The sequence below is a fragment of the Octadecabacter sp. B2R22 genome (assembly GCF_018861045.1).
Lineage (GTDB): Bacteria > Pseudomonadota > Alphaproteobacteria > Rhodobacterales > Rhodobacteraceae > Octadecabacter.
In genome coordinates, this window is the sequence record NZ_JAHKQJ010000007.1 from 125,777 (window position 1) to 149,811 (window position 24,035).

A 24,035-nucleotide genomic window follows, 5' to 3' on the forward strand; every position below is an offset into this window, starting at 1 on the left:
GCTACGTTGCAATGCTTTCGTTTCCTGTGGGAATCAGCCGTTTTTTATGATATGGTGGCTTCAATGCCGCGTAATTGCTGAACCAGACCCGAAGATGCACTGACGGAGATCAAATGATCCCCGCCAGTCTTTTTGCGTCTGGTGATGCTGCTTTGAGCAAAGGAAATCTCATGGCGAAGAAGAAGTATGATTATAGCCCGAACGATTTTGTAGTTTATCCGGCCCATGGTGTCGGAAAAATCGTTTCGATTGAAACACAAGAAATTGCTGGTTTTGAGTTGGAAATGTTCGTGATCGCGTTCGAAAAGGACAAGATGACCCTGCGCGTTCCAACCAACAAAGCCGAAGAAGTTGGAATGCGTAGCCTTGCTTCTGCTGACGTTGTTGCGGACGCGATGAGAACCCTTAAAGGTAAGGCCAAGGTCAAGAAAGCCATGTGGTCCCGTCGCGCACAGGAATACGAGCAAAAGATCAACTCCGGCGATCTGATCGCGATTGCCGAAGTGGTGCGCGATTTGCACCGCGCCGATGATCAACGTGAGCAAAGCTATTCCGAACGCCAGCTCTATGAGGCTGCATTGGAACGCCTGACCCGTGAAATCGCGGCAGTCGGCAATGGCAACGAAACAGATGCCAACGCCGAGATCATGGAAACACTGCAAAGCCGCGCATCCGCTGCTTAAGTGTCTTTCAGACAATAAAAAACCCGCGCTTTCACCAACGAAAGCGTGGGTTTTTTTGTGTCTAAGGCGCGGCCTTAGAGGGCGCGGTGCCCGATGTCAGTGCGATAGAACCCTTCGGGCCAATCGATTTGACGCGTCATGTCATAGGCCTTTGCGTGGGCGTCTTTGAGTGTCGCGCCCCGTGCCGTGACGTTCAAAACGCGCCCACCAGTTGCAATGACTTGGCCGTCTTTTTCTGCCGTGCCTGCGTGGAACGTCATTTCCAAAGACGTCTCAGGCAGGGCACTCAAACCGTTAATCACGCTACCTTTTTCATAAGCCCCGGGGTAGCCATCCGCCGCCATGACAATTGTCATCGCGTGATCGTCCGCCCAGTTTGGCGTGACTTCATCCAGTCGGTTTTCGGCGCAGGCCAAAAGCAGATCAAGCGCCTGAGCCCCCAAGCGCATCATCAAGACCTGACATTCCGGATCACCGAACCGAACGTTGTATTCCACAAGGCGGGGCTGGCCGTTTTCGATCATCAGGCCCGCGTAAAGGATGCCTTCGAACGGTGTGCCACGCGCGGCCATTTCGGCCACAGTCGGGCGCACGATTTCGGCCAAGGCTTTCTCGGCGATTGCGTCTGTCAGGACAGGGGCAGGGGAATAGGCGCCCATGCCGCCGGTGTTCGGGCCTTCGTCACCGTCAAAGGCGCGTTTGTGGTCTTGGGCCGTGCCAACAGGCAGAACGGTTTTGCCGTCACATAAAATAAAGAACGAGGCTTCTTCGCCGGTCATGAATTCTTCGATCACGACCTCAGCACCGGCTTCGCCAAATTGGCCACCGAGCATGTCATCCACCGCAGCAAGTGCTGTTTCCAGCTCCATAGCCACAACGACACCTTTGCCCGCCGCAAGGCCGTCGGCTTTGATGACGATTGGTGCGCCTTGCTGCGTGACATAAGCCTTAGCCGCCTCAGCTTCCGTAAAATGCGCATAGCCAGCGGTTGGCGCATCGCAGGCATCGCAAATCGCCTTGGTAAAGGACTTGGATGATTCCAGCTGTGCGGCCGCTTTGGAACAGCCAAACACCAACACCCCGTCAGCACGCAGCGTATCAGCGACGCCCGCAGCAAGCGGCGCTTCTGGCCCGATGATGACGAAGTCGATTTTGTTCTCGACGCAAAAGGACGCCACAGCATCCCCGTCTTCAATGTTGATGGCAGCACAATCGGCGATTTGGGCAATGCCAGCGTTTCCTGGTGCTACAATCAAGCGATCACATTTGGGGTTCTGTTTTACGGCCCATGCAAGGCTGTGTTCGCGTCCGCCGCCGCCCAAGATCAGGATGTTCATCTGGCAATTCCCTTCTGGTTTGGCGCGTTCTATGGTGCCAGCACCCCCAGCACAAGAGGCCGCCCTTGGACTTGATCGACGAACCCGAAACCGCAGGCAACACACCCGAGTTTACAGTCAGTGAATTGTCAGGCGCGGTCAAACGCACGATTGAAGGCGAATTCGGCCATGTCCGCGTCAAAGGTGAGGTAGGGCGCGTAGTTTTGGCACGGTCTGGCCACATGTATTTTGACCTCAAAGATGATCGTAATGTGCTGTCCTGCATGACGTGGAAAGGCCAGATGTCTGGCCTTGATGTGCGTCCGGAAGAGGGGATGGAAGTCGTTGTGTCGGGTCGCATGACCGCCTCCGGGTTCAAGTCCCAATATTCATTGAATGTGCTGCAAGTGCAGGTGGCTGGGGTCGGAGCGTTGATGGCGATGCTCGACAAACGCAAAAAAGCACTGGAAGCCGAGGGGCTTTTCGCCTCGGACCGCAAAACAGAGATTCCGTTCCTCCCCGAGATTATTGGCGTCATCACGTCGCCGCAGGGGGCTGTTATTCGCGATATCCTGCATCGCTTGCGGGACCGGTTCCCGCGCAAGGTTCTGGTTTGGCCGGTTGCCGTTCAAGGCAAAGAATGCGCCCCGCAAGTGGCGCGTGCGATTGCTGGGTTCAACGCAATGTCCAAGGGCGGGGCTTTGCCGCGGCCCGATTTGATCATTGTCGCGCGTGGTGGTGGGTCCATCGAGGACCTTTGGGGCTTCAACGAAGAGATCGTGGCCCGCGCGGCTGCTGCCAGCGAGATCCCGTTGATTTCTGCCGTGGGGCACGAAACCGATACGACCTTGATTGACTACGTGTCCGACAGGCGCGCGCCGACGCCAAGTGCCGCTGCTGAAATGGCCGTGCCCGTTCGCCTTGAGCTCATGGCGGGAGTGGATCAACTGGGCGCACGGGCGTCGCGTTCTGTGGGCGATGGGGTCACGCGGCGCAAACAACGGGTCGCTGATCTGGCGCGTGTCATGCCCAAGCCGCAACAATTGGTCGAGGATGCCCGCCAACGGTTCGACTACTGGTCTGAAAAATTGGATTCCGTTCTGATTGGGCGCATCAAAGACGGGCGTTTGCGTTTGGGTGAGGCGTCTGGCCTTTTGCGACCCTCGGTGCTGAACGCGCAAATGCAGCGCCATCGCGAACGGCTTTCGGGCTGGGACGCACGAATGGCTCCGGCCTTGGGGCGCACGAGCTCTCAAGCCAAACGGGATTTGGATCAACAGACGCGCCGGTTGCGACCTGACGTGCTTTTGTCGGTTTCAAACCGGTCCACCAAAGAGCTTTCGGCGGTCGTGCAGCGTTTGACCACTGCCGCATCAACCCAAACAGAACGCAACCATAGCCGGTTGCGCGCATTGGACCGGATGCATGAGACGCTGGGGTATCGCGAAACGCTCAAACGGGGTTACGCGGTTGTGCGCGGAGACGGCGAGGTCGTCACGACAACCAAAAAAGCGACGAATGCCAAATCACTTGAGATTGAATTCGCCGATGGGACGATGGTTGCCGGTGGAAGCGTAGGACAGGCAACTCCGCCAAAAGCCAAACCTGCAAAGAAGAAACCTGATCCATCTGATCAAGGATCGCTCTTTTAGCGGAATATCACGCCCCCACGCCGCCACAGACCAAGGGTTCTGCTTCAACGGCCTCATAAAGTACGGTCGTTCCGGGCGCGTTCACAAAATCCGCGCGAATTTTTCCGTCTACGTCATAGACGAACCAGCATTTCGGGGTTTCATCGTTTTCATATACAAAGCAGATGCTTGGCCCTGTCTCGCGGGGGTCTTCGTACCATTCTCCGGCGACGCATTCACCGCCGACGAACGACCAGATTACGCGCCGGTTTGGGGCGTAGTATTCTGTTCCAAAGGGCGCCGTTTCTGCAGAGAACGTCAGAGTTTTCCCTTCGACCATGGATTCGAATTCGTCGCCTGACATTGGAGTTTCCGCAAGGGCAGGGGCTGCGAGTAGCGATAGGATTAATACGTATTTCATGGAGCAACTGTGCCAGAGCATTTACACGCTTACTAGTTAAACTATCGTATGCTGTTTAGCTGGCGGGGGACTGCCATTCTTTGGCGCGCGGGTCCATGACGCGACGCCAATAGCGTGGGAAAAGCGCAAGCGTGGCCATCACAGGTAAAGACCGTGGCAGCATCGGCATGTTTTCATCCAGCCTCAGGGTTGGATAAGGGCGCACCGGATTGGCGTGGTGATCGGAATGGCGTGGCGCATTCAGCATCAGAGCCGATGACATTGGCTGTGGGGCGTTCCAAGAATGGCGTGAATTCACCGGCTCGGGCTTGCCGTTTGGCATAATGCGCCGCGACAGACCGTAGTGCTGCACGTAATCTGAAAGCATCAACTGTGTCTGTGAAAAAGTTGCAAGAAGGAACGCCGCGATCACGCCATTGAGCCCACCAATAAGCGCCGCCAAAACCAAAAAGCCAATCGCACCGCCAATATATGCGACGTAGGGGTGGCGGTACGCAGGACGCCCTAGCCGAGGGAAGCGTTTGTTTTCAGCGCGTAAACCTTCTTTGAAGCTGCCAAACAAAGCACGCGGAAAAAAACGGTAAAACCCTTCGCCCAAACGCGCGGTGTTTGGATCGGACAGGGTGCCCACATGGACGTGATGCACCAACGTATGGGCGGATAAATGATGGCCAAAAAGGATCGAGATGTAGATCCAGCGACCTGCACGGCGCAGCCAACGCCCCGGTCTGTGGATTAATTCATGTGCATTTGAATTGCTTACTTGCCCCATAAACAGGGCCGCACCTTGGAAAACCGCAAGTTTTTCCCAAAGGACAAGTCCTGTCGAACCTGACAATGCCGCAACGATCAAGATCCAAAGTGCAAAATGCACGACAGCGAGCGTAAGCGAGAGGTAATCCGCCGCGGGAAATTCATCCCCTTCGACGGCCGGCAAGGTCGCGGTGATCAAGCGATCCAAAAAAGCGGTTAAGGCGGTCATCCAAAGCAACCCCGCCAAAGCCCAAACGCCGCCCAAAACCGCACCGGCCGCGACCAAGACTGGCGCGGTGAGGGTTACTGCGGTGAAAATCGGCATTGGGTTTCGCAAAATACTAATCCGAGATGAAGGGTGACCTAGGCGTTAACCTTTCGGTAACTATTTGTTAACCTATCGATTGCGGTTTTTGTACGGTGGAAGGGCCTGACAACCGTGCAAGAAGTAGAATAATTGTGCGCCGTGGGTTTCACCCGCCTTATTAGGCCATTAGGTATTACAAAACCTTTAGCGGAGCCCTGAATGGCGTTTTTTAAAAAGCTCAAAGATCGATTGTTCAAATCTTCATCCAGAATTGAGGATGGATTGGATGCCATTGTCAGTGATGGAGGCGTCGAAGAGAGCGTCGAGGTCGATTTAGAGAGCGTTGATGACGATGCGGTAGAACGTGCCGAAGCCGAAGCAACTGCAGCGGCCGAAGCTGAGGCAAAGGCGGTTGCCGAAGCTGAGGCGGCAGCGGCAGAAGCGCAAGCCGCTGCTGAGGAGCAAGCAGCACTGCAAGCGCAGGCCGACGCGGAGGAAGCCCGCCGCGCAGAAGAAGCAAAGCAAGAAGAGCTGAAACGCGAAGCCGATGCCGCCCGTGAGGCACAGATCGAACAAGACCGATTGGCCGCCGAAAGTGCCGCAGCAGCCGCCAAGGCCGAAGCTGAAGCCCAAAATGCCCGAGACGAACAAGCTCGCCGTGCAGAACAGTTGGCGGCCGAAAGCGAAGCCGCTGCCAAGGCCGAAGCCCAAGCTGCCGCTGCTGAGGCGGAACGTCAGGCCGCTGAGCGCGTCGCTGAAGCTGAACGAGTAGCCCTCGAAGCGAAACGAGCGCAGGACGCGCAGGCTGCTGAAGAAGCGCGCCGCGCCGAAGAGGCTCAACAGGCCGCAGAAGCCAAGCTGGCCAAAGAGGCACGTTTGGCAGACGAAGCCCGAGAGGCCGAAGAAGCCCGCGTCGCCGAAGCCGCGCGACAAGCGGAAGACGCGCGCAAAGCGGCAGACGCCCGCGAGGCAGAAAATGCCAAACTTGAAGAAGACCGAAAGGCCCAAGAGGCCGCTGCCAAACCAGGCCTTATTGGGCGCCTTCTGGGCCGTGGTGAAAAGAAAACCGTCCTGCGACGCGAACTTGATGATGACATGTTGGAACAGCTCGAAGAGCTTTTGATTACCGCTGACATGGGTGTTGATACCGCGCTGCGTGTCACCGCGAATATGGCCGAAGGACGCTTCGGGAAAAAACTCTCAACACAAGAAATCAAAGAGCTATTGGCGTCAGAAGTTGCCCGCATCATGGAACCAGTAGCGCGCCCTATGCCGCTATATCCGACCAAGCCGCAGGTGGTTTTGGTCGTCGGGGTGAACGGGTCAGGGAAGACGACGACAATCGGCAAGCTCGCCAGCCAGTTTCAGGCAGCAGGCAAAAAGGTTGTCATTGCGGCCGGTGACACATTCCGCGCAGCCGCGGTTGAACAATTGCAGGTGTGGGGTGAACGCGCAGGCGTTCCGGTTCTTACAGCGCCCGAAGGCAGCGACCCCGCGTCCTTGGCCTATGATGCGATGGAACAAGCCGCCCAAGACGGTGCTGATCTGTTGATGATTGATACGGCCGGGCGATTGCAAAACCGCGCTGACCTGATGGAAGAGCTGTCAAAGATCGTACGCGTGATCCGCAAAAAAGACCCCGATGCCCCCCACAACACATTGCTCGTGCTTGATGCGACCACGGGTCAGAATGCGTTGAGCCAAGTGAAAACGTTCCAAGAGCTGGCCGACGTCAGCGGCCTTGTGATGACAAAACTGGACGGGACCGCAAAGGGCGGCGTTTTGGTGGCCTTGGCTGATAAGTTCGGCCTGCCGATCCATGCGATCGGAGTGGGCGAACAGATTGACGACCTTGCCCCGTTTGATCCCGAAGAATTTGCCGCCGCTTTGACAGGACTTGACCGATGAAACAGTATTTTCTGGTGGGGCTACTTGCACTGAGCACGCCGACCTATGCCCAAGAACGCATGTCTTCCGAAGAATGCGTTTTGTCGGCTCAGGCCGTTGAAACATTGCTTGGCCGACCCGAAGGCGGCGATCGCGGTGCGGCAGAGGCAGATGAAGAGGGCTGGTGTGTCGTCCATGATCTGACTTTGATCACCGACCCACGACAAAGCTATCGCCTTGATACCTTACGGTGGCGCGCTGGCGGTATTGAGCGGTTGATTGAGGACGGGCTGCCACCGCGTTCGATCGAAGTGATTGGCAAGGGGGGCGCTGTTGTTGCGCAGACCGGTGACCCGGTCATGGATTATCTCATCGGGCTGCTCGCGAGTACCGCTGAGTCCGGTTTCGGGTTTTCGGTGCGCTGGGACGGCGTGCAAAATAGCCTCATGATCGAGGATTTGTATGTCGATATCTCAGCGGGCAACCGGATCGAGGCCTCGGCACGTATCGATAACGTCGATCTGACCGATGCCCAAACGATTCAGACGAGCTTCGGTTCGATGGGGCTCAGTGATCTTTTGATCACCAGTGATTTTTCCGGTTGGTTCGAGGCATATGTTGCGCTTCCGCTTGGCATGGAAGTGTTGGAAAGCGATGGCCCGCCGCCGGAAGCGCAGGTCGCTCTTCTCAAGACCCAAGCTGCTGATTTCCTTTCTGAATTCCCCGATACGGTCTTGCCCGATGCCAGTGAACAGGCTCTGGTCGAGTTTATTAATGAGCTGCCTGAACCGCGTGGGGCCTTGCGGTTCCAATTGGATGCGGACCCACCAATCGGCGCCGCACGCATGGCGCCATTCGCCTTGCTGGGGGGGGAACCAACACCAGAACAGATTATCGACCTCGGACTAGAGGGCGTGGATCTGTTTGTGACTTGGACCCCAACGGGAGATTGATCATGAGACATCTTGTTCCAGCCGCTCTTATTGGCTTGACCGCAGTGCCTGCAGCGGCGTTTGACAGGATGTCGCGCAGTGACTGTCAGGACGGCGTGCAACGGGCCGTTGATCTTATGCCATTCGAGAACGAGACAAAAAACGCGGCCATTCTAGATGCAATCCGGACCATTCGAACGACGCCGCAAGGGTGGTGTGAATTTACGGTGACCGACGCGATGGATAACCTGAACTTCAGGTCAATCGAATGGCGTATGGATGAAAGCATTCGTTGGACAAACGGTGGCATACCGCCCCTTGCCCTTGAGGTGCGCGTATTTGATGTGCGCCCGGATGACATCCAAGGGAGCGATGAAACGCCTCGCCCACCTGTCGACTTAGAAGTGACGTTGCGCCAAATTCCCGAAGCAGGAATGATCGTCGTTGAACGTGCCGTGATGGAAAATGATGCAGGCGACAGTTTGGCTGTTTCGGGTGTGTTCGAGCGCGTCTTTTTATCGTCCTCGTCAATGATGCAAGTGTCCATGGGGTCAGCGGCGTTCAAGGCAGGGTTGATGACCCTGACGTTAGACGGAACCCATGAAAACCCGTTCGGGTTTGGTGTCTCGGTGGAAATGCGCGGTGATCCTCAGGCGCAATTCGATGCGGCTTTTGAGACCATTTCGTCTTTACCGGATGGTGTCATTGATGATGCGTCTCGTGCGGAATTGACAGCCTTTGCCAGTGATCTGCCCAAACCGGTTGGTACCCTTGAGGTGTCGGTGGACTCAGTGGCCGGCTTGGGTTTGATGCAAGTCGTGATGTCGATGGCGACGATGGCGACTGACATTATGGATGAAAACGGCAGTGCGTCAGGGAACCAAATGGAAATTCTGTTTCATGGGCTGACTGTGTCCGCCGACTGGAGCCCTGATGCTCAGAATGCCGACTAAGCTAAGTGTCTGATTGGATTATCAACCTATCCGGAACGCCTGCCGGGGCGGCATGGGCGACGGCGTTGGCATTGATGTCGGCACTCGCGCACGCTGTGTTCGGTGCGCTGCAAAAAGGACGCCATGATCCGTGGCTGATGCGGGGGTCGATTGATGCCTCGTTGATTGTCATTTCCGCGCCGGTCGCCTTGTTCTTGGTGCCTTGGCCGAATGGCCCAACCTTCGTGATGTTGCTTGGTGCGATGGTGGTTCACTTTGCTTACAAAATGACGGTCGCGCTGGCCTATGAACGGGCGGCCTATACGGTCGTCTATCCGGTGATCCGTGGCACGGGGCCACTGGTGACGGTCGTCGGCGCGAGCTTATTGTTTCATGAGCATTTCGCGCCGCTGCAATGGGCCGGTGTGGTGCTATTGTCCGCTGCAATGATGATGCTAGCACTGCGCAATATGTCCGCCGAACAGGTCGATCTACGTGGGCTAAAGATCGGCTTGCTTTGGGCCTTCGCGGGCGGGATTCTGGTTGCGGTCTACACCGTTTGGGATGCCTATGGTATTCGACAAAGCCCTGATCCGTTTACATTTTTGGCTTGGTTCTTCTTTCTGACGGCGCTGGATTTCCCTGTGCTGGCCGCCTTTCGATATCGCCGCACGGGCGCGCCGGGTGGAATGGGGTCTTTGATCCGTCGCGGAATGGCCGGCGCGGTGATCGCTTGGATCAGTTTTGGCGGTGTGATGCTCGCGACCCGTCTGGGCGGCGTTGGCGAAGCGGCGGTGCTAAGGGAAACCTCAACGGTCTTCGCGGCCTTGATCGGTTGGTTCATTTTGGGTGAAACCGTTGGGCCACGTCGCCTTATCTTGATGGGTTTCATCGCTTTGGGGGCTGTAATGGTGCAAATTGGGGGTTAAGTGGTTCGCATGAGTGAGAAAAAGATAAACCCCGTGTTGAAACAAGTCCTCGAACTTGGGCCGACGATTGTGTTCTTCCTGCTGTATCTGCGGATCAAGGATGAAGTTTATACATACGGCGGAACCGAGTATTCTGGGTTCATCGCCGCAACGATCATCTTTGTGCCGATCCTTTTGGCCGCGATGGGCATCCTGTGGTTCCTGACTGGAAAACTCAGCCGAATTCAGGTGTTTACCGCCTTTATGGTGATCTTTTTTGGCGCCCTAACAGCGTGGTTTAATGACGAAAGGTTCTTCAAAATGAAGACCAGCATCGTCAACGGGTTGTTCGCTGTGATCCTTGGTGTGGGCTTGATGCGTGGCAAAAGCCTGTTGAAATATGTGATGGGTGAAGTGCTGCCCATGGAAGACGAAGGTTGGATGATTTTGACCAAGCGTTTGGCGATTGGCTTTGCTGTGTTGGCCATTGCGAATGAAATCGTCTGGCGGACAATGTCCACCGATGCATGGGTAAAGATCGAAACATTCGGCTTTCCGCTGGCCTTGTTCCTGTACCTCTGGGCGCAGATTGTGACGCTTCAGAAATACGTGATCGAACCCGAAGCGGAAGAAACCTAAGCCGGCGCCGTCAACACACGAATCGTGTTGAGACCATCACGAGACAACCGACTTTCAAATTTCAGGCCTGTCATGCGGGCCATGGTCCACATTGCCGTCGCGCGTGTTTGGCCCGATCCGTAATCAAGAACGAAAGTATCGCCCTTTTTTACCGAAGGTGCGCCAAGAACACAGCCGCCCCCATGGCTGACATTGCACAGCGTGGCCGCAAACATGTCAGGCCCTTTGCGCAGCACAACGGGATACTTGGTTGGGTATCTTTTATCACGTTCTGACATTGGCCACTCCTGAACTTACAGATCTATGGTCGCGTCAATTCGTGAAGATTTGGTTAGTCGCGCGGTTTGAAAAGAACGTCTTGGGCCGCTTTGTCTGGTTTGTAATCCCCACGCTTTTCAGCGGCAACGGCACGGCCCGCAATCACTGCAGGGCGCGCTGAGACAGTTTCCAACCACCGTTTCATATGCGGTTTGTCATCAAGTGTTTGCTGTTGGCCTTCCCAAAGAGAGGCCCACCCCCAAATCGACATATCCGCGATTGAATAGAAATCACCGGCCACAAATTCGTGTTTGGCCAACTGGCGATCCAGAACCCCGTACAGCCGAGCCGTTTCATTGCGATACCTGTCTTTGGCATAAGGAATATCATTGGGCGGCGTCATGTTGGGGGCGTATTTCAAGAAATGATGCGCTTGGCCTGCCATGGGTCCAAGCCCACCCATCTGCCACATTAACCATTGATCCACCGCGATACGGTCACGTTCAGTTGGGCCGCCGAATTGACCAGTCTTACGGGCCAGATATTGCAGGATGGCGCCGCTTTCAAAAATCGAGATCGGTTCGCCATCTGGCCCATCGGGATCCGTGATCGCGGGCATCCGGTTGTTCGGCGCAATTTCTAAAAAGTCCGGCTTGAATTGATCACCCGCGCCGATGTCGATCAGGTTGACGCGGTAGGGCAGGCCCATCTCTTCGAGGGCGATGGTGGTTTTCCATCCATTGGGGGTTGGCCAAAAATAAAGATCAATCATCGCATAGGCTCCTTTTCTTCGCACAATGCCTGTTCCACGATTGGGCGCAAGGCAGTTGACGACAGGTTGTCGCAGGCGTATCCCCCCATCAGTGGCGATTTGTTACCGGATTGCGGGCCACTTTAAACATGCCGCTAAAGAGGAACAGGGTCAGCCCTGATACCTTTACCGGTGTCAGGGTTTTTGTTTGCCGTAGGAGGGCAATTCAAATGGGCACAGAGAAAAAGAAGACTTGGAAGAAACGCACACGGGCCGTGCACGCGGGCACGCGCCGCAGCAGCTACGGCGAAGTCAGTGAAGCGATCTTTCTAACGCAGGGGTTTGTTTACCCGTCCGCCGAAGCCGCCGAAGCGCGCTTTGAGGCCCTTGGCGAGGATGAATTCATCTACGCCCGTTACGGCAACCCGACTGTGCGGATGTTCGAAGACCGCATGGCCGACCTTCTTGGGTATGAAGATGCATTTGCCTGCACATCAGGCATGGCCGCCGTATCCGGTGCGTTAACGGCATTGCTTAAGGCTGGCGACCACGTTGTTTCGTCGCGCGCCTTGTTCGGGTCGTGCCTTTATGTTTTGGAAGACATCCTTGCGCGGTTTGGCGTTGAAATCACATTGGTTGATGGCACCGACACTGCCGCTTGGGACGCTGCGATCCGGTCGGACACAACATTGGTGTTCCTGGAAAGCATCTCGAACCCGACGCTTGAAGTTGTTGATCTTGGACATGTCTGCAAGGCTGCCCACGCTGTTGGTGCCTTGGTCGTGGTAGACGATGCCATGGCCACGCCGATCTATTCGTATGCTGCCGAATGCGGTGTCGATCTAGCTGTTGTCTCGACAACCAAGCACACTGACGGGCAGGGGCGTTTGTTGGGCGGTTTGATTGCGGGCAACAAGGACTTGATCCGCGGCCCCATTGAAACCTACATGAAACACACAGGCGGCGCGATGAACCCGTTCACCGCTTGGACCCATCTCAAAGGGCTGGAAACCATTGATCTGCGGGTCAATCAGCAGTCCGCCACAACACTCGCGATCACCGAGGCGCTGGACGGCCACCCCAAACTTAACGCTGTCCGCTATCCGACCCACGCAGCGCACCCGCAACATGAACTTGCACGCGCGCAGGCTGAAACAGGCGGCACTGTAATGGCGCTTGAGGTGAAGGGCGGTAAAGAGGCCTGTTTCAAATTCCTCAATGCGTTGGAATTGTTCACGATCTCCAACAACTTCGCGGATGCCAAGTCTATCGTCACCCATCCGGCCACCACGACCCACCAGCGGTTGCCTCAGGACCAGAAGGACATGTTGGGCATTAGCGGGGGACTGGTGCGCTTGTCGGCAGGGTTGGAAGACGCAGATGATCTGATCGACGATCTGTTGGCTGCGCTAGACGCGATCTGAAACAGCCGTCTGGCGTTTCCATCGATTTACAGTCATCCTTCGCTGCGCGATCAGTTTCAGGAGCCGTATCAGTGGACAATTCCCCAAAACGACCCATCTTAGAGGTTCTAAGGGCGAGCCCTGAAGGGACCGGCATGACGGAACACACAAAGTCTTTTGACACCGAATTGACTCATGACGACGCCGCAGAGGCGCTCGAGCGGCTTCGCCATTGGGCGTCAACGGTCAGTGATGAGGAAATCGCAGCCCTTGATCCGTTGGTGTCACGGCTTGTGCCCGGGCGTGAGGTGAGCAATTACCCAGCCCTTGCACGCGCCTATCCCGAAGAATTCGAAGCCGATGAAATTTATCGCGCGACGATGCCTGACCTGCAAAACGGCCCAAGCAGCCTGATCAAAGGCGCCAAACGGGCGATCCAGCACGTCGGTATTTCCAACTTCCGCCTGCCAATTCGGTTTCACACCCGCGATGGCGCTGATCTGGCTGTGGAAACCTCCGTCACAGGCACGGTGAGCCTTGAGGCGGAAAAGAAGGGCATCAACATGTCCCGCATCATGCGGACCTTCTACAAACACGCCGAAGAAACGTTCAGTTTCGAAGTCATCGACGCCGCGCTGGATGCGTATAAGACGGACCTCGAAAGCTTTGACGCCCGTATTATGATGCGCATGTCCTTTCCGATGAAGGTGAATTCGCTGCGTTCAGGGCTGGCTGGGTATCAATACTACGACATCGCACTTGAGCTGATCGAAACCGCCGGAAAACGCAAAAAAATCGTTCATCTGGACTACGTCTATTCGAGCACATGCCCCTGTTCGCTTGAGTTATCCGAACATGCCCGCCAGTTCCGTGGACAACTCGCGACGCCGCATTCGCAACGCTCCGTGGCTCGGATTTCAGTGGAAATGGCTCCAGACGGAGAAATCCTATGGTTCGAAGACCTGATAGATCTGTGCCGCATCGCCGTTCCGACGGAAACCCAAGTCATGGTGAAACGCGAAGACGAACAGGCCTTTGCAGAACTCAACGCCGCCAACCCGATTTTTGTCGAAGACGCAGCACGCCTGTTTGCGGAAGGGTTGCATGCGGACGCACGGGTTCTCGATTATCGCGTGATCGCGAGCCACCAAGAAAGCCTACACAGCCATGACGCGGTGTCCGTTTTGACCGAAGGCACAACGTTTGACGCCGAAAGCCTCGACCCGCGCCTGTTCGCAACGCTGTTTCATGTGGGGTAAGTCCGCCGATATCTTAATAGCCTGTGGAATGATCTAACCCGTGATGTAATGGTACGGGTGCCAAGCCATCTAGGACGGACATCATGAATTTTTTGAAACGAAGCCTTAAACCCATCTCTTTCGTTTTCGCGCTGTCAGTCGCAACCGCAGCAACAGGGCAAACCCAAGCGCAGACCGAACGATTTGAAACGCTCGTTGAACTTTACCAAGCGGCGACAATCGTAGGGGTTCCAAGTATCGCCGATTGCACGTTGTCTGGCGGTGAAGAAACCCATTGTATGAAAATCACTGTGGTCGCTGCTCCGTCGGACCATATCACGGGTCCGTATTGCCCGACGTCGATAACGGATACGGCAGAAGAGGGTGGCAAGTGGTTCGTAGACGGTGAAGTTCGTGACGTCGACGGTGCGTTTATCGCCAACCTGTCCGAGATTTACGACGATGAAGAATGGCAGATGTTTGATCCGGAAACGGGCGACGTTTACGTTCGTGCGAACGAGATTGGTTGTATTGTTGCAGGTGACCCAAACAACGAAACTGATCAACCCTCCAATATTTGCGTTGATTGTGGGCTTGCCTTTATCGGGCGCACCGTTACTCAGACCTATTTTATTCCACTAGACCCCGTCGCAGTCTCAGAGGTTAGCGATCGGATAGGTCCGAATTCAGGCATCGGGTTGGCATTTAACGGCGCGAAGTTTGATGCGCCTGCACCTCTGGATCTTATCTTGGGCGGCCACACTTTAGGGCCGTTTGATGATTGCACGGGGCACATCAACCCTTACTCTGGGTACCATTACCACGGTGTTACCGAAGGCTGTGGTGCGCGTGTAGATGCAGCAATTGAAGGTCATGCGGCCCAAATTGGGGTCGCTATGGATGGGCATGACATCTATGACCGTTTGGATCTTGACGGCACGCAAGCCGCTGATCTGGACGCATGCCGTGGTCACGAAGTCGAAGGGCTCGGATATCACTACCATGTTAATCCTACCGCGGATAACCAGATCATCGGCTGCTTTGCTGCGGAGACCGGCTGCAGCATCTCGGATGCTGACGGGATGTGTGACGCCACAGACAGCGGCCGCCCGCCTCGACCCTAAGATGCGGTCTAGGTAAGGGGGTGACTTGACTATCGCCGCCTCACCAGCCAACCCTGCGCTATGATTGACGTTCGACCCGTTGGATATGTTATCGGCCTTTTGGTCGCGGCTCTTGGGGTCACCATGTTCGCGCCTTTGTTGGCGGATTTGATGGCGGGCAATGGTCATTGGCCAGTGTTTCTTGAAAGCGCGGTGATTACCATTCTGATCGGCGGTCTGGTTGCCTTGGCTTGCCAGAACGGCGTGTCATCAGGGCTTAGCATTCGACAGACGTTCTTGCTTACAACGATGGTCTGGCTTGCGCTGCCTTTGTTTGGGTCAATTCCCTTTGTTCTGGGCGGGTCGGCACTGAATTTCACCGATGGGTTCTTTGAGGCCATGTCAGGCCTGACGACGACGGGATCAACCGTCATCAGTGACATTGAATCCCTTCCGGAAGGTCTCAAGCTGTGGCGCGGCGTTCTGCAATGGCTGGGCGGCATTGGTATTATTGTTGTGGCCATGGTGTTTCTGCCGGAACTGCGCGTTGGTGGTATGCAAATCTTCCGCAGTGAAGGATTTGATACTATGGGCAAAATTCTACCACGCGCGACTGAGATTTCATCGCGTATTTCGGTTATTTATGTGGGGCTGACATTAGCCTGTGCCGTGACCTATTCGGCGCTGGGCATGAATTCGTTTGATGCCATCATCCACGCGATGACCACAATCGCCACAGGCGGGTTTGCCAATTACGACAGCTCGTTCGGGCAGTTCGGGTCCGGGGTGGAATACGCTGGCGTGGTGTTCATGATGCTCGCGGCTTTGCCGTTTGTGCGTTACGTGCAGCTGATTTCGGGCGGGGGGGCGACGCCAATACTGAAGGACAGCCAAATCCGCACGTTCTTTATCGTCGCGGCTGTGTTGGTGGTTTTGATCTCGGTTTGGCAATGGTCGCTTAGCGCAGAAATGACAGAAACCGCCTTTCGTAAATCCTTGTTTAACGTGGTCTCGATCCTGACTGGCACGGGCTACGCCAGCGCGGATTACATGCAATGGGGACCGTTTGCCGTCACCATGTTCTTCTTTATTGGCCTGATTGGCGGCTGCGCGGGATCAACGGCCTGTAGTGTGAAAATCTTCCGCTATCAGCTGCTGTTTGCCTCCATCAAAGCGCAAATCAATCGCATCCACAGCCCAAGCGGTATTTTTACGCCGCGCTATCAAGGGCGCCCTGTGGGCGAAGACGTTTTGAACTCGGTTATGGCGTTCTTTGTTGCCTTTATGGTGGCGATTGGCGTCGTTGGAGTGGCGCTGGCTTTAACGGGCCTCGACTTTATCACATCGATCTCTGGTGCTGCGACAGCGCTTGCCAATGTGGGACCGGGGCTCGGAAACGAAATTGGACCGGCTGGCAACTTTGCTGGCCTTAACGACGCGGCGAAATGGATCCTTGCGATTGCAATGTTGGTGGGGCGGCTTGAGATCATGGCCGTGTTCACAATTATTAGCTGGCACTTCTGGAGAGCATGATGACACGACCCCTTGAACGGCCCTTGGGCGCACAGATTTCCCATATGTTGAAAGACCGTGGTGTCGATACGATCTTTGGCATTCCAGGTGTGCACAATCAGGAAATGTATCGCGGCATCGAAGAGGCCGGCATCACCCATGTGCTGGCGCGTCACGAACAGGGTGCAGGGTTCATGGCAGATGGCTATGCCCGCGCAACTGGGGGCTTTGGCGTGTGCTATGTCATCACGGGACCCGGTTTGTGCAATATCATGACGCCGCTTGGCCAAGCCTATTCGGACAGTGTGTCTGTGCTGACTTTGGCGAGTTGTCTGGACGATGTGACAGGGCGAAAAGGCCAACTGCACCAGATGAAAGACCAAGAAGGCGCTGCTGCGACCGTCTGCGATTGGTCCGAAACCGCACAAGACGCGAAAACAGCATATCGGTTGATTGACCGCGCTTTGGCAGACTTCTCGTTTGGTGATCCGCGCCCTAAGACGATCAATGTGCCGATTGCCGCCCTAGAAGGCATGGCCGAACCACATGGCGCGCCTATCAGAGGTGCGGCAGGACACCCACCTGCGGCCGAGAACCTGCGCTTTGCGGCAGACGCGTTGAGAAAAGCCAAAAAGCCGCTGATCGTATTTGGCGGCGGCGCGAAGGGCATCGCGCCAGATCATATGACGCCATTGCTGGACCGCATTCATCCGGCGACGTTTTGTACCTTTGCGGGGCGAGGCATTGTGCCATTGGACTACCCGCTTCACTACGGACCCGCCTTGAGCCGCCCTGACAGCGTTCGCGTTATCGCTGAGGCCGACCTTGTTCTTGTGATAGGGTCACAGCTGGCAGAGGTTGATATCTGGCGTGAACACTTGGGCCATACCGCCAAGATGATCCGTGTGGATTCCAACCAAGAGGCGCTGACGACCTTTGCGGACGCCTATTACAACATCCGTGCTGATGCGGTGTCCTTTGTAGACGCTTTGTTGGCGGAACTGGGGGAGGGCAGCCAGCCGTCAGATTGGTCCGCGGCAGACGTCGTAAAGGCACGCGCGAAATGGCGCACGGAGGTCGACGCAGAATTCCCCAACATCCTTCCGATCATGGACGCCCTTCGGGATGCCATGCCGGACGACGCGATGATTTATTCCGATATGACCCAATTCGCCTATGCCGCAAAAGAATGCTGGGACATGACACGGCCCGGACATTGGCATCACCCATCCGGCTTTGGCACGTTGGGGTATTCGCTACCGGCATCCATTGGCGGGGCTGTCGCGCGTAAGGGCAAACCAACGGTCTGCATCATCGGGGACTACGGTATTCAATATACGATCGCAGAACTGGGGACGGCTGTTGAACTGGGGCTGCCTTTGGCGATCCTGCTGTGGGACAACGGTAAACTGGGCGCGATTGAGGACAGCATGATCGCCGCACAGATCGCCCCGAATTCAGTCATCCAAGGCAATCCGGATTTTCTGGCCCTAGCGCGGGCTTACGGGGCAGAAGCCGTGGAACCAAAGACGTTAGGCGATATTGCACCCGCACTTGCTGCGGCCTTCACAGCAAAAGGGCCGACAATCATTCGTGTGACGCCGACCCTTTGTCAGTAATTCTGCAATCGCGGCTTAGTCTTCCCAGCAGCTTACAAGCACGGCCATATCAGCGGCCATCAGTGTCAGCACTTCGGGGGTCATATAGGCAAGGGAATCGGTGGTTTGCACTGCCAGACCTGCATCCGTGAGGGATGTGATGATCTGGTCGGCATCCACTGAAAAAGACACCTCAGGCGGCAAAGACTGCCCGTTCGTCTGTACCTTTGGCAGCAACATGCCCAAGACCGCGCCGCCATTGTCAAAGACCGGGCCGCCAACATCACCGGGCTGAGCAAAGATCGACAGGCGTTTGACTTCGTCTTCACCGTTCAGACCGCGAATGTCAGCCAAGCGTCCAAAGGTCAGGGCAGGGGTCGTCAGCACGCCACCATAGGGGAATCCAGCCACAGCGATGTCCGCGTTCAGGCGTGGAACACCTGTCTGGAATTCCGCAACCGCTGGCGGCGACAGGCGATCTGTGGGGCGCAAGACCGCCAGACCAAGGGCATCATCTTGGTGAACGACAGTCGCGATGTGTTCCATGCCCAGCGTGATAGATGTGCATTCGGCGATGGCCTCAACACTGGTCAACACTTCGCCTGCAGTATTGATGTAAAAGCCCGACCGATCACGGACAGGTTTGCGCACGGCAAGCCCTGCGATCAAATCAATCGCTTGGTCTTCGTCAGGGCGCGAGATGGCCGGATCAAGGACACCATCAACTGTCGCAAAGCTCGCCTGCATTTCGGTCAGAATACGACGGCGGCGTTCATCGTCTCCCGCAGGCCAAACCAGTGTGAACCCTTTGATTTCGCCGTTCTCCAGCACAACAGACGTGTAGGAATGGATGTTTTCGTCGATGCCTTCGATCTCAAAGCCGCGATCGCGACGGCGACGCTCGCCCTCTGGTGGGATGATCGCCAGCGTTTGCAGGATTTCATAAAGCCCGAACATACGTGTTTGATCGCCCGGTTGGCTGATTAAAAGAACCTGCGCGTCAAGGTCGCCAGAGGCATCAAACCGTGCAAAGGGTGGTTCGTATTCGGCAAACTTAACCACACCCGTCGGGATCTGCATCTCGATACCAGTTGCATCATCACGGACCAATTGAAGCCCCATGCCATCAAGGATCGAGTTATAATCATTCAGCAATTCGGCACGTTGGTTCGTTGTTAGAACACCAGTCACTTCGTGGTTCTTGGCCTCTTGCCAGTCCCGCATCGATTGGCGTGTGCCTCGCCCATAAGACCCGTCAATCGCAGAGTTATAAAAGCCGGCCCACTGAAGCGCCGTCTGAAGCAGACGCTTTTCGTCCCGATCAAGGGCCTGTTCGCTGGCCTGAGCTTCGCGCAGGGTTTCGTCCGGTGTCTGGATTGGGTCGGGTTCTGGCACGACAACTGGTTGAACGTTGGCGACTGGCGTTTCCGTGGTCGCGGGTGTCTCAACGGCAACTGGATCAGCTGGGGCTGTTACGCCGACGGGCCAAAACTGGGTGCGAAAGCGTCCGCCATCGACCGTGTAGCTGTCGCTTGGGATCAGGCCGGAGGCGCGCAAGCGGCGCAGTTGGCTTGCGGCGTCAGCGGCTGAATAGGGGCCTAGGGCAATTCCGTACCACCCACCCGGTAGGGCAAATCCTGTGACATCATCCACACCGCGGGCCGCATAACCTCGTGCTGCGTCCTGCGCACCCGTGAGCGTGCGCTGGGCTTCGATCTGAACCCAAACCGGTTGTTGTGCGGCTGCGGGCAATGCCAAGAAAAGACTGACGAAGAGTGCTGAGAGAATCCGAAACATAATTGAATAAACGTCCTTAGAAATACGGTCGTCCGCCTTAGGGAGTCGGACATTTGGCGCAATTTATCACCACAGCGCCAAAGCGCACGCCCAAAGTGATGTGAAACGGGGTAAATTAACCTCATTCGGCTCGATTTAGCGGCATTTGCAAACATTGACCCCAACCGCGCGTCCCCCTATGCAAGCGCCATAATGCCAAGAGGGCCGATATGAGTGATACACCGCGCAGTTTTCAGGAGATTATCCTAAGGCTTCAGGCCTATTGGGCCGCCAAGGGGTGCGCAATTATGCAACCCTACGACATGGAAGTGGGCGCGGGGACCTTTCACCCGGCCACGACCCTGCGATCCTTGGGGAATGTGCCATGGGCAGCCGCTTATGTGCAGCCATCCCGTCGCCCGACGGATGGCCGCTATGGTGAAAACCCGAACCGCTTGCAGCACTACTATCAGTATCAGGTGCTGATCAAACCCAGCCCGCCCGATCTTCAGGCGCTGTACCTCGGGTCTTTGCAGGCCATCGGCATCGACATGGAAATGCACGATATCCGCTTTGTGGAAGACGACTGGGAAAGCCCGACACTGGGCGCTTGGGGTCTTGGCTGGGAAGTCTGGTGCGATGGCATGGAAGTGTCACAATTTACTTATTTTCAACAGGTTGGCGGTCACGACTGCCACCCCGTGTCTGGTGAGCTGACCTACGGTCTTGAACGCCTTGCGATGTACGTTCTGGGTGTGGATCACGTGATGGACATGCCGTTCAACGACCCCGATGCACCGATTCCGCTGTCCTACGGAGACGTGTTCAAACAAGCGGAACAAGAATATTCGCGGTTCAACTTTGACATCGCGGATACGGAAATTCTGCTGAAACACTTTGAGGACGCAGAAAAAGAATGTGCTGCGATCCTTAGCCATGAACAGATCGACCCGAAAACGGGGCACAAGATCGTTATGGCGCAACCTGCCTACGACCAAGCGATCAAGGCCAGCCATTTGTTCAACCTGTTGGACGCACGTGGCGTGATCTCTGTGACTGAGCGTCAAGCATACATTGGCCGCGTTCGCACACTTTCGAAACTTTGCGCGGATGCCTTTGTGCAGACCGCAGCGGGGGGGGCAGCATGAATGCGACTCGTCTTGCTATCGTTGCTATATTGGGGTCCGCTTTGATTGCCGCTGTCTTAATGTATTATCAGCTGGTCTATGCCGGCTATGCTGAGCTCACCCGTTCTGAGGTTGGAGAAATCCAACTTGTTAGCGTTGTTTCCGGCGAAGCAGAGCCTATCGTGTCGGATAATGTAAAGGCTATTGATACGGTGACAGACGGTGTTCGCTTGTCTGGCGCTATCTCTTTCCGAGCATGCTTCGAGACTCCACAAAGTCAGGCGATGCTGTCTGAGACCTTCGTGATCTTTGAGGACGCCGTGCCTTTGAACGCGCCGCCGTGGTTTGATTGTTTTGATGCGCAGGAAATCGGTCTTGCCTTAGAAGAAGGCAATGCAATTGCCTTCATGAGCGAAGAAAACATCTCGTTTGGTGTTGATCGCGTCGTCGCGGTTTTGCCGGACGGACGTGGTTTTGTTTGGCATCAGCTGAACGCCTGCGGCGAAGCGGTTTTCGACGGTGAAAATAACCCAGAAGGCTGCCCCGATGTCCCTGAAATCTCAGCGGAGGAAACCTGATGCCTGATCTTCTGATTGAATTGTTTTCCGAAGAAATTCCAGCACGGATGCAGGCAAAAGCCGCCTCCGATTTGCAACGTCTTGTGACGGATGGACTGGTTGAAGCAGGCCTCACCTATTCAGGTGCTGGCGCGTTCTCTACGCCGCGCCGCTTGGCTTTGTCCGTTGAAGGTTTGACCGCTGAATCCCCTGACACGCGCGAAGAACGCAAAGGCCCAAAAGTGGGCGCACCCGAAAAGGCGATCGAAGGGTTCTGCCGTGGTGCAGGTATTGCACGCGAAACCCTTGAGGCGCGCGACACGGGCAAGGGCGAAGTCTATTTTGCCGTGATCGAAAAGCCGGGGCGCAAAGCTGCGGAAATTATCGCTGAAGTGCTTGAGGATGCGATCCGTAACTTCCCATGGCCCAAGTCCATGCGCTGGGGCAGTGGTTCGCTCAAATGGGTGCGCCCGCTGCATTCAATTATCTGCATTCTCAGTGATGAAGCCGGCGCAGACGTCGTGGCCGTTGATATCGATGGCATCAAATCTGGCGATAACACTCAGGGCCATCGCTTCATGGCTCCGGATGCGTTTTCTGTAACATCTTTCGATGATTACGAGTCAAAGCTAAAGCGCGCCAAAGTCATTTTGCGCGCCGATGAACGCGCCGACATGATTTGGTCTGAAGCGTCCAATCAAGCTTTTGCCGCGGGTCTGGAACTGGTCGAGGATAAGGGTCTGTTGGCCGAGGTCTCGGGCCTTGTTGAATGGCCTGTTGTGTTGATGGGAACCATCGCGGACGACTTCTTGGGCTTGCCGCCTGAGGTCCTGACTGCGTCGATGAAAGAGCACCAGAAATTCTTTTCTGTGCGTGACAAGACGGGCCAAGTCGTGCGCTTTGTGACGGTCGCCAACCGTGAGACGAAAGACCACGGTGAGACGATTTTGGCAGGTAACCAAAAGGTTCTTTTCGCCCGTTTGTCGGACGCGAAATTCTTCTGGGAAAACGATCTTCGAATTGCCAAGACGGGTGGGGCCGAATGGCTTAACGCGCTTGGCAATGTGACGTTCCACAATAAGCTTGGGACTGTCGCTGAACTGGTCAACCGCATGGCGGCCCTTAGCGCTGACGTTGCGCCGCTGGTCAATGCAGATGCATCCGAAGCCGCAGCCGCTGCTCGATTTGCCAAAGCGGACCTGTCGTCTGAAATGATCTATGAATTCCCTGACCTTCAAGGGCTCATGGGGCGTTATTACGCCAAAGAGGCGGGCCTATCAGACGCAATCGCCGCCGCTGCACAGGATCACTATTCCCCGCTTGGCCCGTCTGATGATGTGCCAACCGCGCCGGTATCTGTCTCTGTCGCCTTGGCCGAAAAGATCGACAAGCTTACGGGGTTCTGGGCGATTGATGAAAAGCCGACGGGGTCCAAAGACCCATTCGCGCTGCGCCGCGCGGCACTTGGGGTGATCCGTCTGGTGTTGGAAAACGATCTGCGCCTTAACCTTGATAGGTTCATTGATGCGCAATTGGTCCGGCAGAAATTCAAGGTCGAAGACAGCCTCACCAACGACGAAGTGAACGAACTGGTTGAGCTGATCGCCAAGCATGGCGTGTTTGGCGCGGCTTACCGCACCATGAAAGACGTCTGGGGCAAGTCCGACAAGGTCTTGTCTGACGGCTTCGGGGCATTGGAGCAGTCCGTGCCTGACAAGTCTGTAGAGCTGCTGGCGTTCTTCCACGACCGCCTAAAGGTCTACTTGCGCGATGAAGGCATCAGCCACGATGTGATCGACGCCTCTCTCGCGATGCCGGGCAACGACGACTTGCTCTTGTTGGTGAACCGCGCCGAAGCTTTGGCTGCGTTCCTCAAAACGGACGACGGTGAAAACCTGATCCAAGGCTTTAAGCGGGCGAACAACATCCTGTCCCAAGCTGAAGAAAAAGACGGTGTTGAGTATTCATTCGGGGCGGACATCAAGTTCGCTGAAACCGATGAGGAGAAAGCGTTGTTCGCTGCGTTGGATGCTGCAGATGCCAAAATCGCCCCCGCAATGGAGGCCGAGGACTTTGCGGCGGCTATGTCTGCGATGGCTGATTTGCGCAAACCAATCGATGCGTTTTTTGAAACTGTTCAGATCAATGCGGACAGTGATTTGCTGCGTCGCAACCGTTTGAACCTGTTGCACCGCATCCGCACGATTTGCCTGAGTGTTGCCGACTTGAGAAAACTTGCCGGTTAAGGACGTATTAAGGTTATCCTTGCTCAACCTGTCTACCTGACTAAGGTGCGGGAAAAA

General features: G+C 55.8%; 21 protein-coding genes and 1 riboswitch. Of the genes, 15 read left to right on the forward strand and 6 right to left on the reverse strand.

The features are described 5' to 3' along the window. Positions 1 to 170 precede the first annotated feature (170 nt). Positions 171 to 683, forward strand: coding sequence for a CarD family transcriptional regulator (locus tag KO486_RS06045; protein WP_216036353.1), 513 nt, complete (start codon positions 171 to 173; stop codon positions 681 to 683). Between the two features lie 74 nt (positions 684 to 757). Here KO486_RS06045 and purD read toward each other — a convergent pair whose 3' ends face one another. Beyond that, complete coding sequence (purD, locus tag KO486_RS06050) at positions 758 to 2,020, reverse strand: phosphoribosylamine--glycine ligase (protein ID WP_216036354.1); 1,263 nt, start codon at positions 2,018 to 2,020, stop codon at positions 758 to 760. 65 nt (positions 2,021 to 2,085) lie between these two features. Here purD and xseA point away from each other — a divergent pair, with 65 nt between their 5' ends. Beyond that, entirely contained in the window at positions 2,086 to 3,651 is a 1,566-nt protein-coding gene (xseA, locus tag KO486_RS06055) for an exodeoxyribonuclease VII large subunit (protein ID WP_252734603.1), read from the forward strand. 7 nt (positions 3,652 to 3,658) lie between these two features. On the opposite strand, the gene KO486_RS06060 is transcribed toward xseA, so the two are convergent. Both KO486_RS06060 and KO486_RS06065 read right to left on the reverse strand, forming a co-directional pair. Beyond that, positions 3,659 to 4,051 carry a hypothetical protein gene (locus KO486_RS06060; protein ID WP_216036356.1) on the reverse strand — a complete coding sequence of 131 codons (393 nt, stop codon included), beginning with the start codon at positions 4,049 to 4,051 and terminating at the stop codon, positions 3,659 to 3,661. Positions 4,052 to 4,106: 55 nt separating this feature from the next. Next, positions 4,107 to 5,129 (reverse strand): alkane 1-monooxygenase, encoded by a 1,023-nt coding sequence (locus tag KO486_RS06065; RefSeq protein ID WP_216036357.1) that lies wholly within the window; start codon positions 5,127 to 5,129, stop codon positions 4,107 to 4,109. 549 nt (positions 5,130 to 5,678) lie between these two features. Between KO486_RS06065 and ftsY the strand changes: the two genes are divergently transcribed. From ftsY to KO486_RS06090, 5 genes are read left to right on the forward strand one after another with little or no spacing between them, the layout of a single operon-like run. Further along, complete coding sequence (gene ftsY, locus KO486_RS06070) at positions 5,679 to 7,019, forward strand: signal recognition particle-docking protein FtsY (RefSeq protein WP_354667496.1); 1,341 nt, start codon at positions 5,679 to 5,681, stop codon at positions 7,017 to 7,019. Then, entirely contained in the window at positions 7,016 to 7,951 is a 936-nt protein-coding gene (locus KO486_RS06075; protein WP_216036359.1) for a hypothetical protein, read from the forward strand. The genes ftsY and KO486_RS06075 overlap by 4 nt, the downstream gene beginning before the upstream one ends. Positions 7,952 to 7,953: 2 nt before the next feature. Next, positions 7,954 to 8,883, forward strand: coding sequence for a hypothetical protein (locus tag KO486_RS06080; protein ID WP_216036360.1), 930 nt, complete (start codon positions 7,954 to 7,956; stop codon positions 8,881 to 8,883). A 5-nt stretch (positions 8,884 to 8,888) separates the two neighbouring features. Beyond that, positions 8,889 to 9,791 (forward strand): DMT family transporter, encoded by a 903-nt coding sequence (locus tag KO486_RS06085; protein WP_216036361.1) that lies wholly within the window; start codon positions 8,889 to 8,891, stop codon positions 9,789 to 9,791. Positions 9,792 to 9,800: 9 nt separating this feature from the next. Next, on the forward strand, positions 9,801 to 10,409 hold the full coding sequence (locus KO486_RS06090; protein ID WP_216036362.1) for an inner membrane-spanning protein YciB: 609 nt from the start codon (positions 9,801 to 9,803) through the stop codon (positions 10,407 to 10,409). Here the strand turns inward: KO486_RS06090 and KO486_RS06095 are convergent. Together KO486_RS06095 and KO486_RS06100 are read right to left on the reverse strand one after the other, a co-directional pair. Next, positions 10,406 to 10,687, reverse strand: coding sequence for a PilZ domain-containing protein (locus KO486_RS06095; RefSeq protein ID WP_216036363.1), 282 nt, complete (start codon positions 10,685 to 10,687; stop codon positions 10,406 to 10,408). The genes KO486_RS06090 and KO486_RS06095 overlap by 4 nt on opposite strands. Before the next feature lie 53 nt (positions 10,688 to 10,740). Then, the gene (locus KO486_RS06100) at positions 10,741 to 11,439 is read right to left on the reverse strand and encodes a glutathione S-transferase N-terminal domain-containing protein (protein WP_216036364.1); all 699 of its coding nucleotides are present in this window, start codon (positions 11,437 to 11,439) and stop codon (positions 10,741 to 10,743) included. An 81-nt stretch (positions 11,440 to 11,520) separates the two neighbouring features. Continuing rightward, a riboswitch (SAM riboswitch) is annotated at positions 11,521 to 11,598 on the forward strand. A gap of 50 nt (positions 11,599 to 11,648) precedes the next feature. On the opposite strand from KO486_RS06100, the gene KO486_RS06105 reads away from it, so the two are divergent. The 5 genes from KO486_RS06105 to KO486_RS06125 all read left to right on the forward strand — a co-directional run bounded on the left by KO486_RS06105 (position 11,649) and on the right by KO486_RS06125 (position 18,293). Then, on the forward strand, positions 11,649 to 12,842 hold the full coding sequence (locus KO486_RS06105; RefSeq protein WP_216036365.1) for an aminotransferase class I/II-fold pyridoxal phosphate-dependent enzyme: 1,194 nt from the start codon (positions 11,649 to 11,651) through the stop codon (positions 12,840 to 12,842). A gap of 134 nt (positions 12,843 to 12,976) precedes the next feature. Beyond that, entirely contained in the window at positions 12,977 to 14,080 is a 1,104-nt protein-coding gene (folE2, locus tag KO486_RS06110; protein ID WP_216036366.1) for a GTP cyclohydrolase FolE2, read from the forward strand. Between the two features lie 83 nt (positions 14,081 to 14,163). Then, a complete protein-coding gene (locus KO486_RS06115) occupies positions 14,164 to 15,183 on the forward strand; it encodes a YHYH protein (protein ID WP_216036367.1) in 1,020 nt (339 codons plus the stop codon). Positions 15,184 to 15,243: 60 nt separating this feature from the next. Beyond that, positions 15,244 to 16,695: a TrkH family potassium uptake protein gene (locus KO486_RS06120; RefSeq protein ID WP_216036368.1), complete on the forward strand. Its 1,452-nt coding sequence runs from the start codon at positions 15,244 to 15,246 to the stop codon at positions 16,693 to 16,695. Then, the gene (locus KO486_RS06125; protein ID WP_216036369.1) at positions 16,695 to 18,293 is read left to right on the forward strand and encodes a thiamine pyrophosphate-binding protein; all 1,599 of its coding nucleotides are present in this window, start codon (positions 16,695 to 16,697) and stop codon (positions 18,291 to 18,293) included. The genes KO486_RS06120 and KO486_RS06125 overlap by 1 nt, the downstream gene beginning before the upstream one ends. A gap of 15 nt (positions 18,294 to 18,308) precedes the next feature. Here KO486_RS06125 and KO486_RS06130 read toward each other — a convergent pair whose 3' ends face one another. Continuing rightward, positions 18,309 to 20,069 carry a trypsin-like peptidase domain-containing protein gene (locus tag KO486_RS06130; RefSeq protein ID WP_216036370.1) on the reverse strand — a complete coding sequence of 587 codons (1,761 nt, stop codon included), beginning with the start codon at positions 20,067 to 20,069 and terminating at the stop codon, positions 18,309 to 18,311. 209 nt (positions 20,070 to 20,278) lie between these two features. Between KO486_RS06130 and KO486_RS06135 the strand changes: the two genes are divergently transcribed. Genes KO486_RS06135 through glyS form a run of 3 tightly spaced genes read left to right on the forward strand, consistent with a single transcriptional unit; the run spans position 20,279 to position 23,978 of the window. Continuing rightward, complete coding sequence (locus KO486_RS06135; RefSeq protein ID WP_216036371.1) at positions 20,279 to 21,196, forward strand: glycine--tRNA ligase subunit alpha; 918 nt, start codon at positions 20,279 to 20,281, stop codon at positions 21,194 to 21,196. Continuing rightward, on the forward strand, positions 21,193 to 21,753 hold the full coding sequence (locus tag KO486_RS06140) for a DUF6446 family protein (protein ID WP_216036372.1): 561 nt from the start codon (positions 21,193 to 21,195) through the stop codon (positions 21,751 to 21,753). Before KO486_RS06135 ends, KO486_RS06140 begins: the two co-directional genes overlap by 4 nt. Next, the gene (glyS, locus tag KO486_RS06145) at positions 21,753 to 23,978 is read left to right on the forward strand and encodes a glycine--tRNA ligase subunit beta (protein WP_216036373.1); all 2,226 of its coding nucleotides are present in this window, start codon (positions 21,753 to 21,755) and stop codon (positions 23,976 to 23,978) included. The genes KO486_RS06140 and glyS overlap by 1 nt, the downstream gene beginning before the upstream one ends. Positions 23,979 to 24,035 lie beyond the last annotated feature (57 nt).

What these genes read in the sequence shown, in the direction of transcription:
- KO486_RS06135 (WP_216036371.1), top strand. Translation starts at nt 20,279, where the DNA reads ATGAGTGATACACCGCGCAGTTTTCAGGAGATTATCCTAAGGCTTCAG.
- folE2 (WP_216036366.1), top strand. Translation starts at nt 12,977, where the DNA reads ATGACGGAACACACAAAGTCTTTTGACACCGAATTGACTCATGACGAC.
- KO486_RS06120 (WP_216036368.1), top strand. Translation starts at nt 15,244, where the DNA reads ATGATTGACGTTCGACCCGTTGGATATGTTATCGGCCTTTTGGTCGCG.
- KO486_RS06060 (WP_216036356.1), bottom strand. Translation starts at nt 4,051, where the DNA reads ATGAAATACGTATTAATCCTATCGCTACTCGCAGCCCCTGCCCTTGCG.
- KO486_RS06100 (WP_216036364.1), bottom strand. Translation starts at nt 11,439, where the DNA reads ATGATTGATCTTTATTTTTGGCCAACCCCCAATGGATGGAAAACCACC.
- KO486_RS06075 (WP_216036359.1), top strand. Translation starts at nt 7,016, where the DNA reads ATGAAACAGTATTTTCTGGTGGGGCTACTTGCACTGAGCACGCCGACC.
- KO486_RS06105 (WP_216036365.1), top strand. Translation starts at nt 11,649, where the DNA reads ATGGGCACAGAGAAAAAGAAGACTTGGAAGAAACGCACACGGGCCGTG.
- glyS (WP_216036373.1), top strand. Translation starts at nt 21,753, where the DNA reads ATGCCTGATCTTCTGATTGAATTGTTTTCCGAAGAAATTCCAGCACGG.
- KO486_RS06115 (WP_216036367.1), top strand. Translation starts at nt 14,164, where the DNA reads ATGAATTTTTTGAAACGAAGCCTTAAACCCATCTCTTTCGTTTTCGCG.
- KO486_RS06090 (WP_216036362.1), top strand. Translation starts at nt 9,801, where the DNA reads ATGAGTGAGAAAAAGATAAACCCCGTGTTGAAACAAGTCCTCGAACTT.
- purD (WP_216036354.1), bottom strand. Translation starts at nt 2,020, where the DNA reads ATGAACATCCTGATCTTGGGCGGCGGCGGACGCGAACACAGCCTTGCA.
- KO486_RS06065 (WP_216036357.1), bottom strand. Translation starts at nt 5,129, where the DNA reads ATGCCGATTTTCACCGCAGTAACCCTCACCGCGCCAGTCTTGGTCGCG.
- KO486_RS06140 (WP_216036372.1), top strand. Translation starts at nt 21,193, where the DNA reads ATGAATGCGACTCGTCTTGCTATCGTTGCTATATTGGGGTCCGCTTTG.
- KO486_RS06130 (WP_216036370.1), bottom strand. Translation starts at nt 20,069, where the DNA reads ATGTTTCGGATTCTCTCAGCACTCTTCGTCAGTCTTTTCTTGGCATTG.
- KO486_RS06095 (WP_216036363.1), bottom strand. Translation starts at nt 10,687, where the DNA reads ATGTCAGAACGTGATAAAAGATACCCAACCAAGTATCCCGTTGTGCTG.
- KO486_RS06125 (WP_216036369.1), top strand. Translation starts at nt 16,695, where the DNA reads ATGACACGACCCCTTGAACGGCCCTTGGGCGCACAGATTTCCCATATG.
- KO486_RS06080 (WP_216036360.1), top strand. Translation starts at nt 7,954, where the DNA reads ATGAGACATCTTGTTCCAGCCGCTCTTATTGGCTTGACCGCAGTGCCT.
- KO486_RS06045 (WP_216036353.1), top strand. Translation starts at nt 171, where the DNA reads ATGGCGAAGAAGAAGTATGATTATAGCCCGAACGATTTTGTAGTTTAT.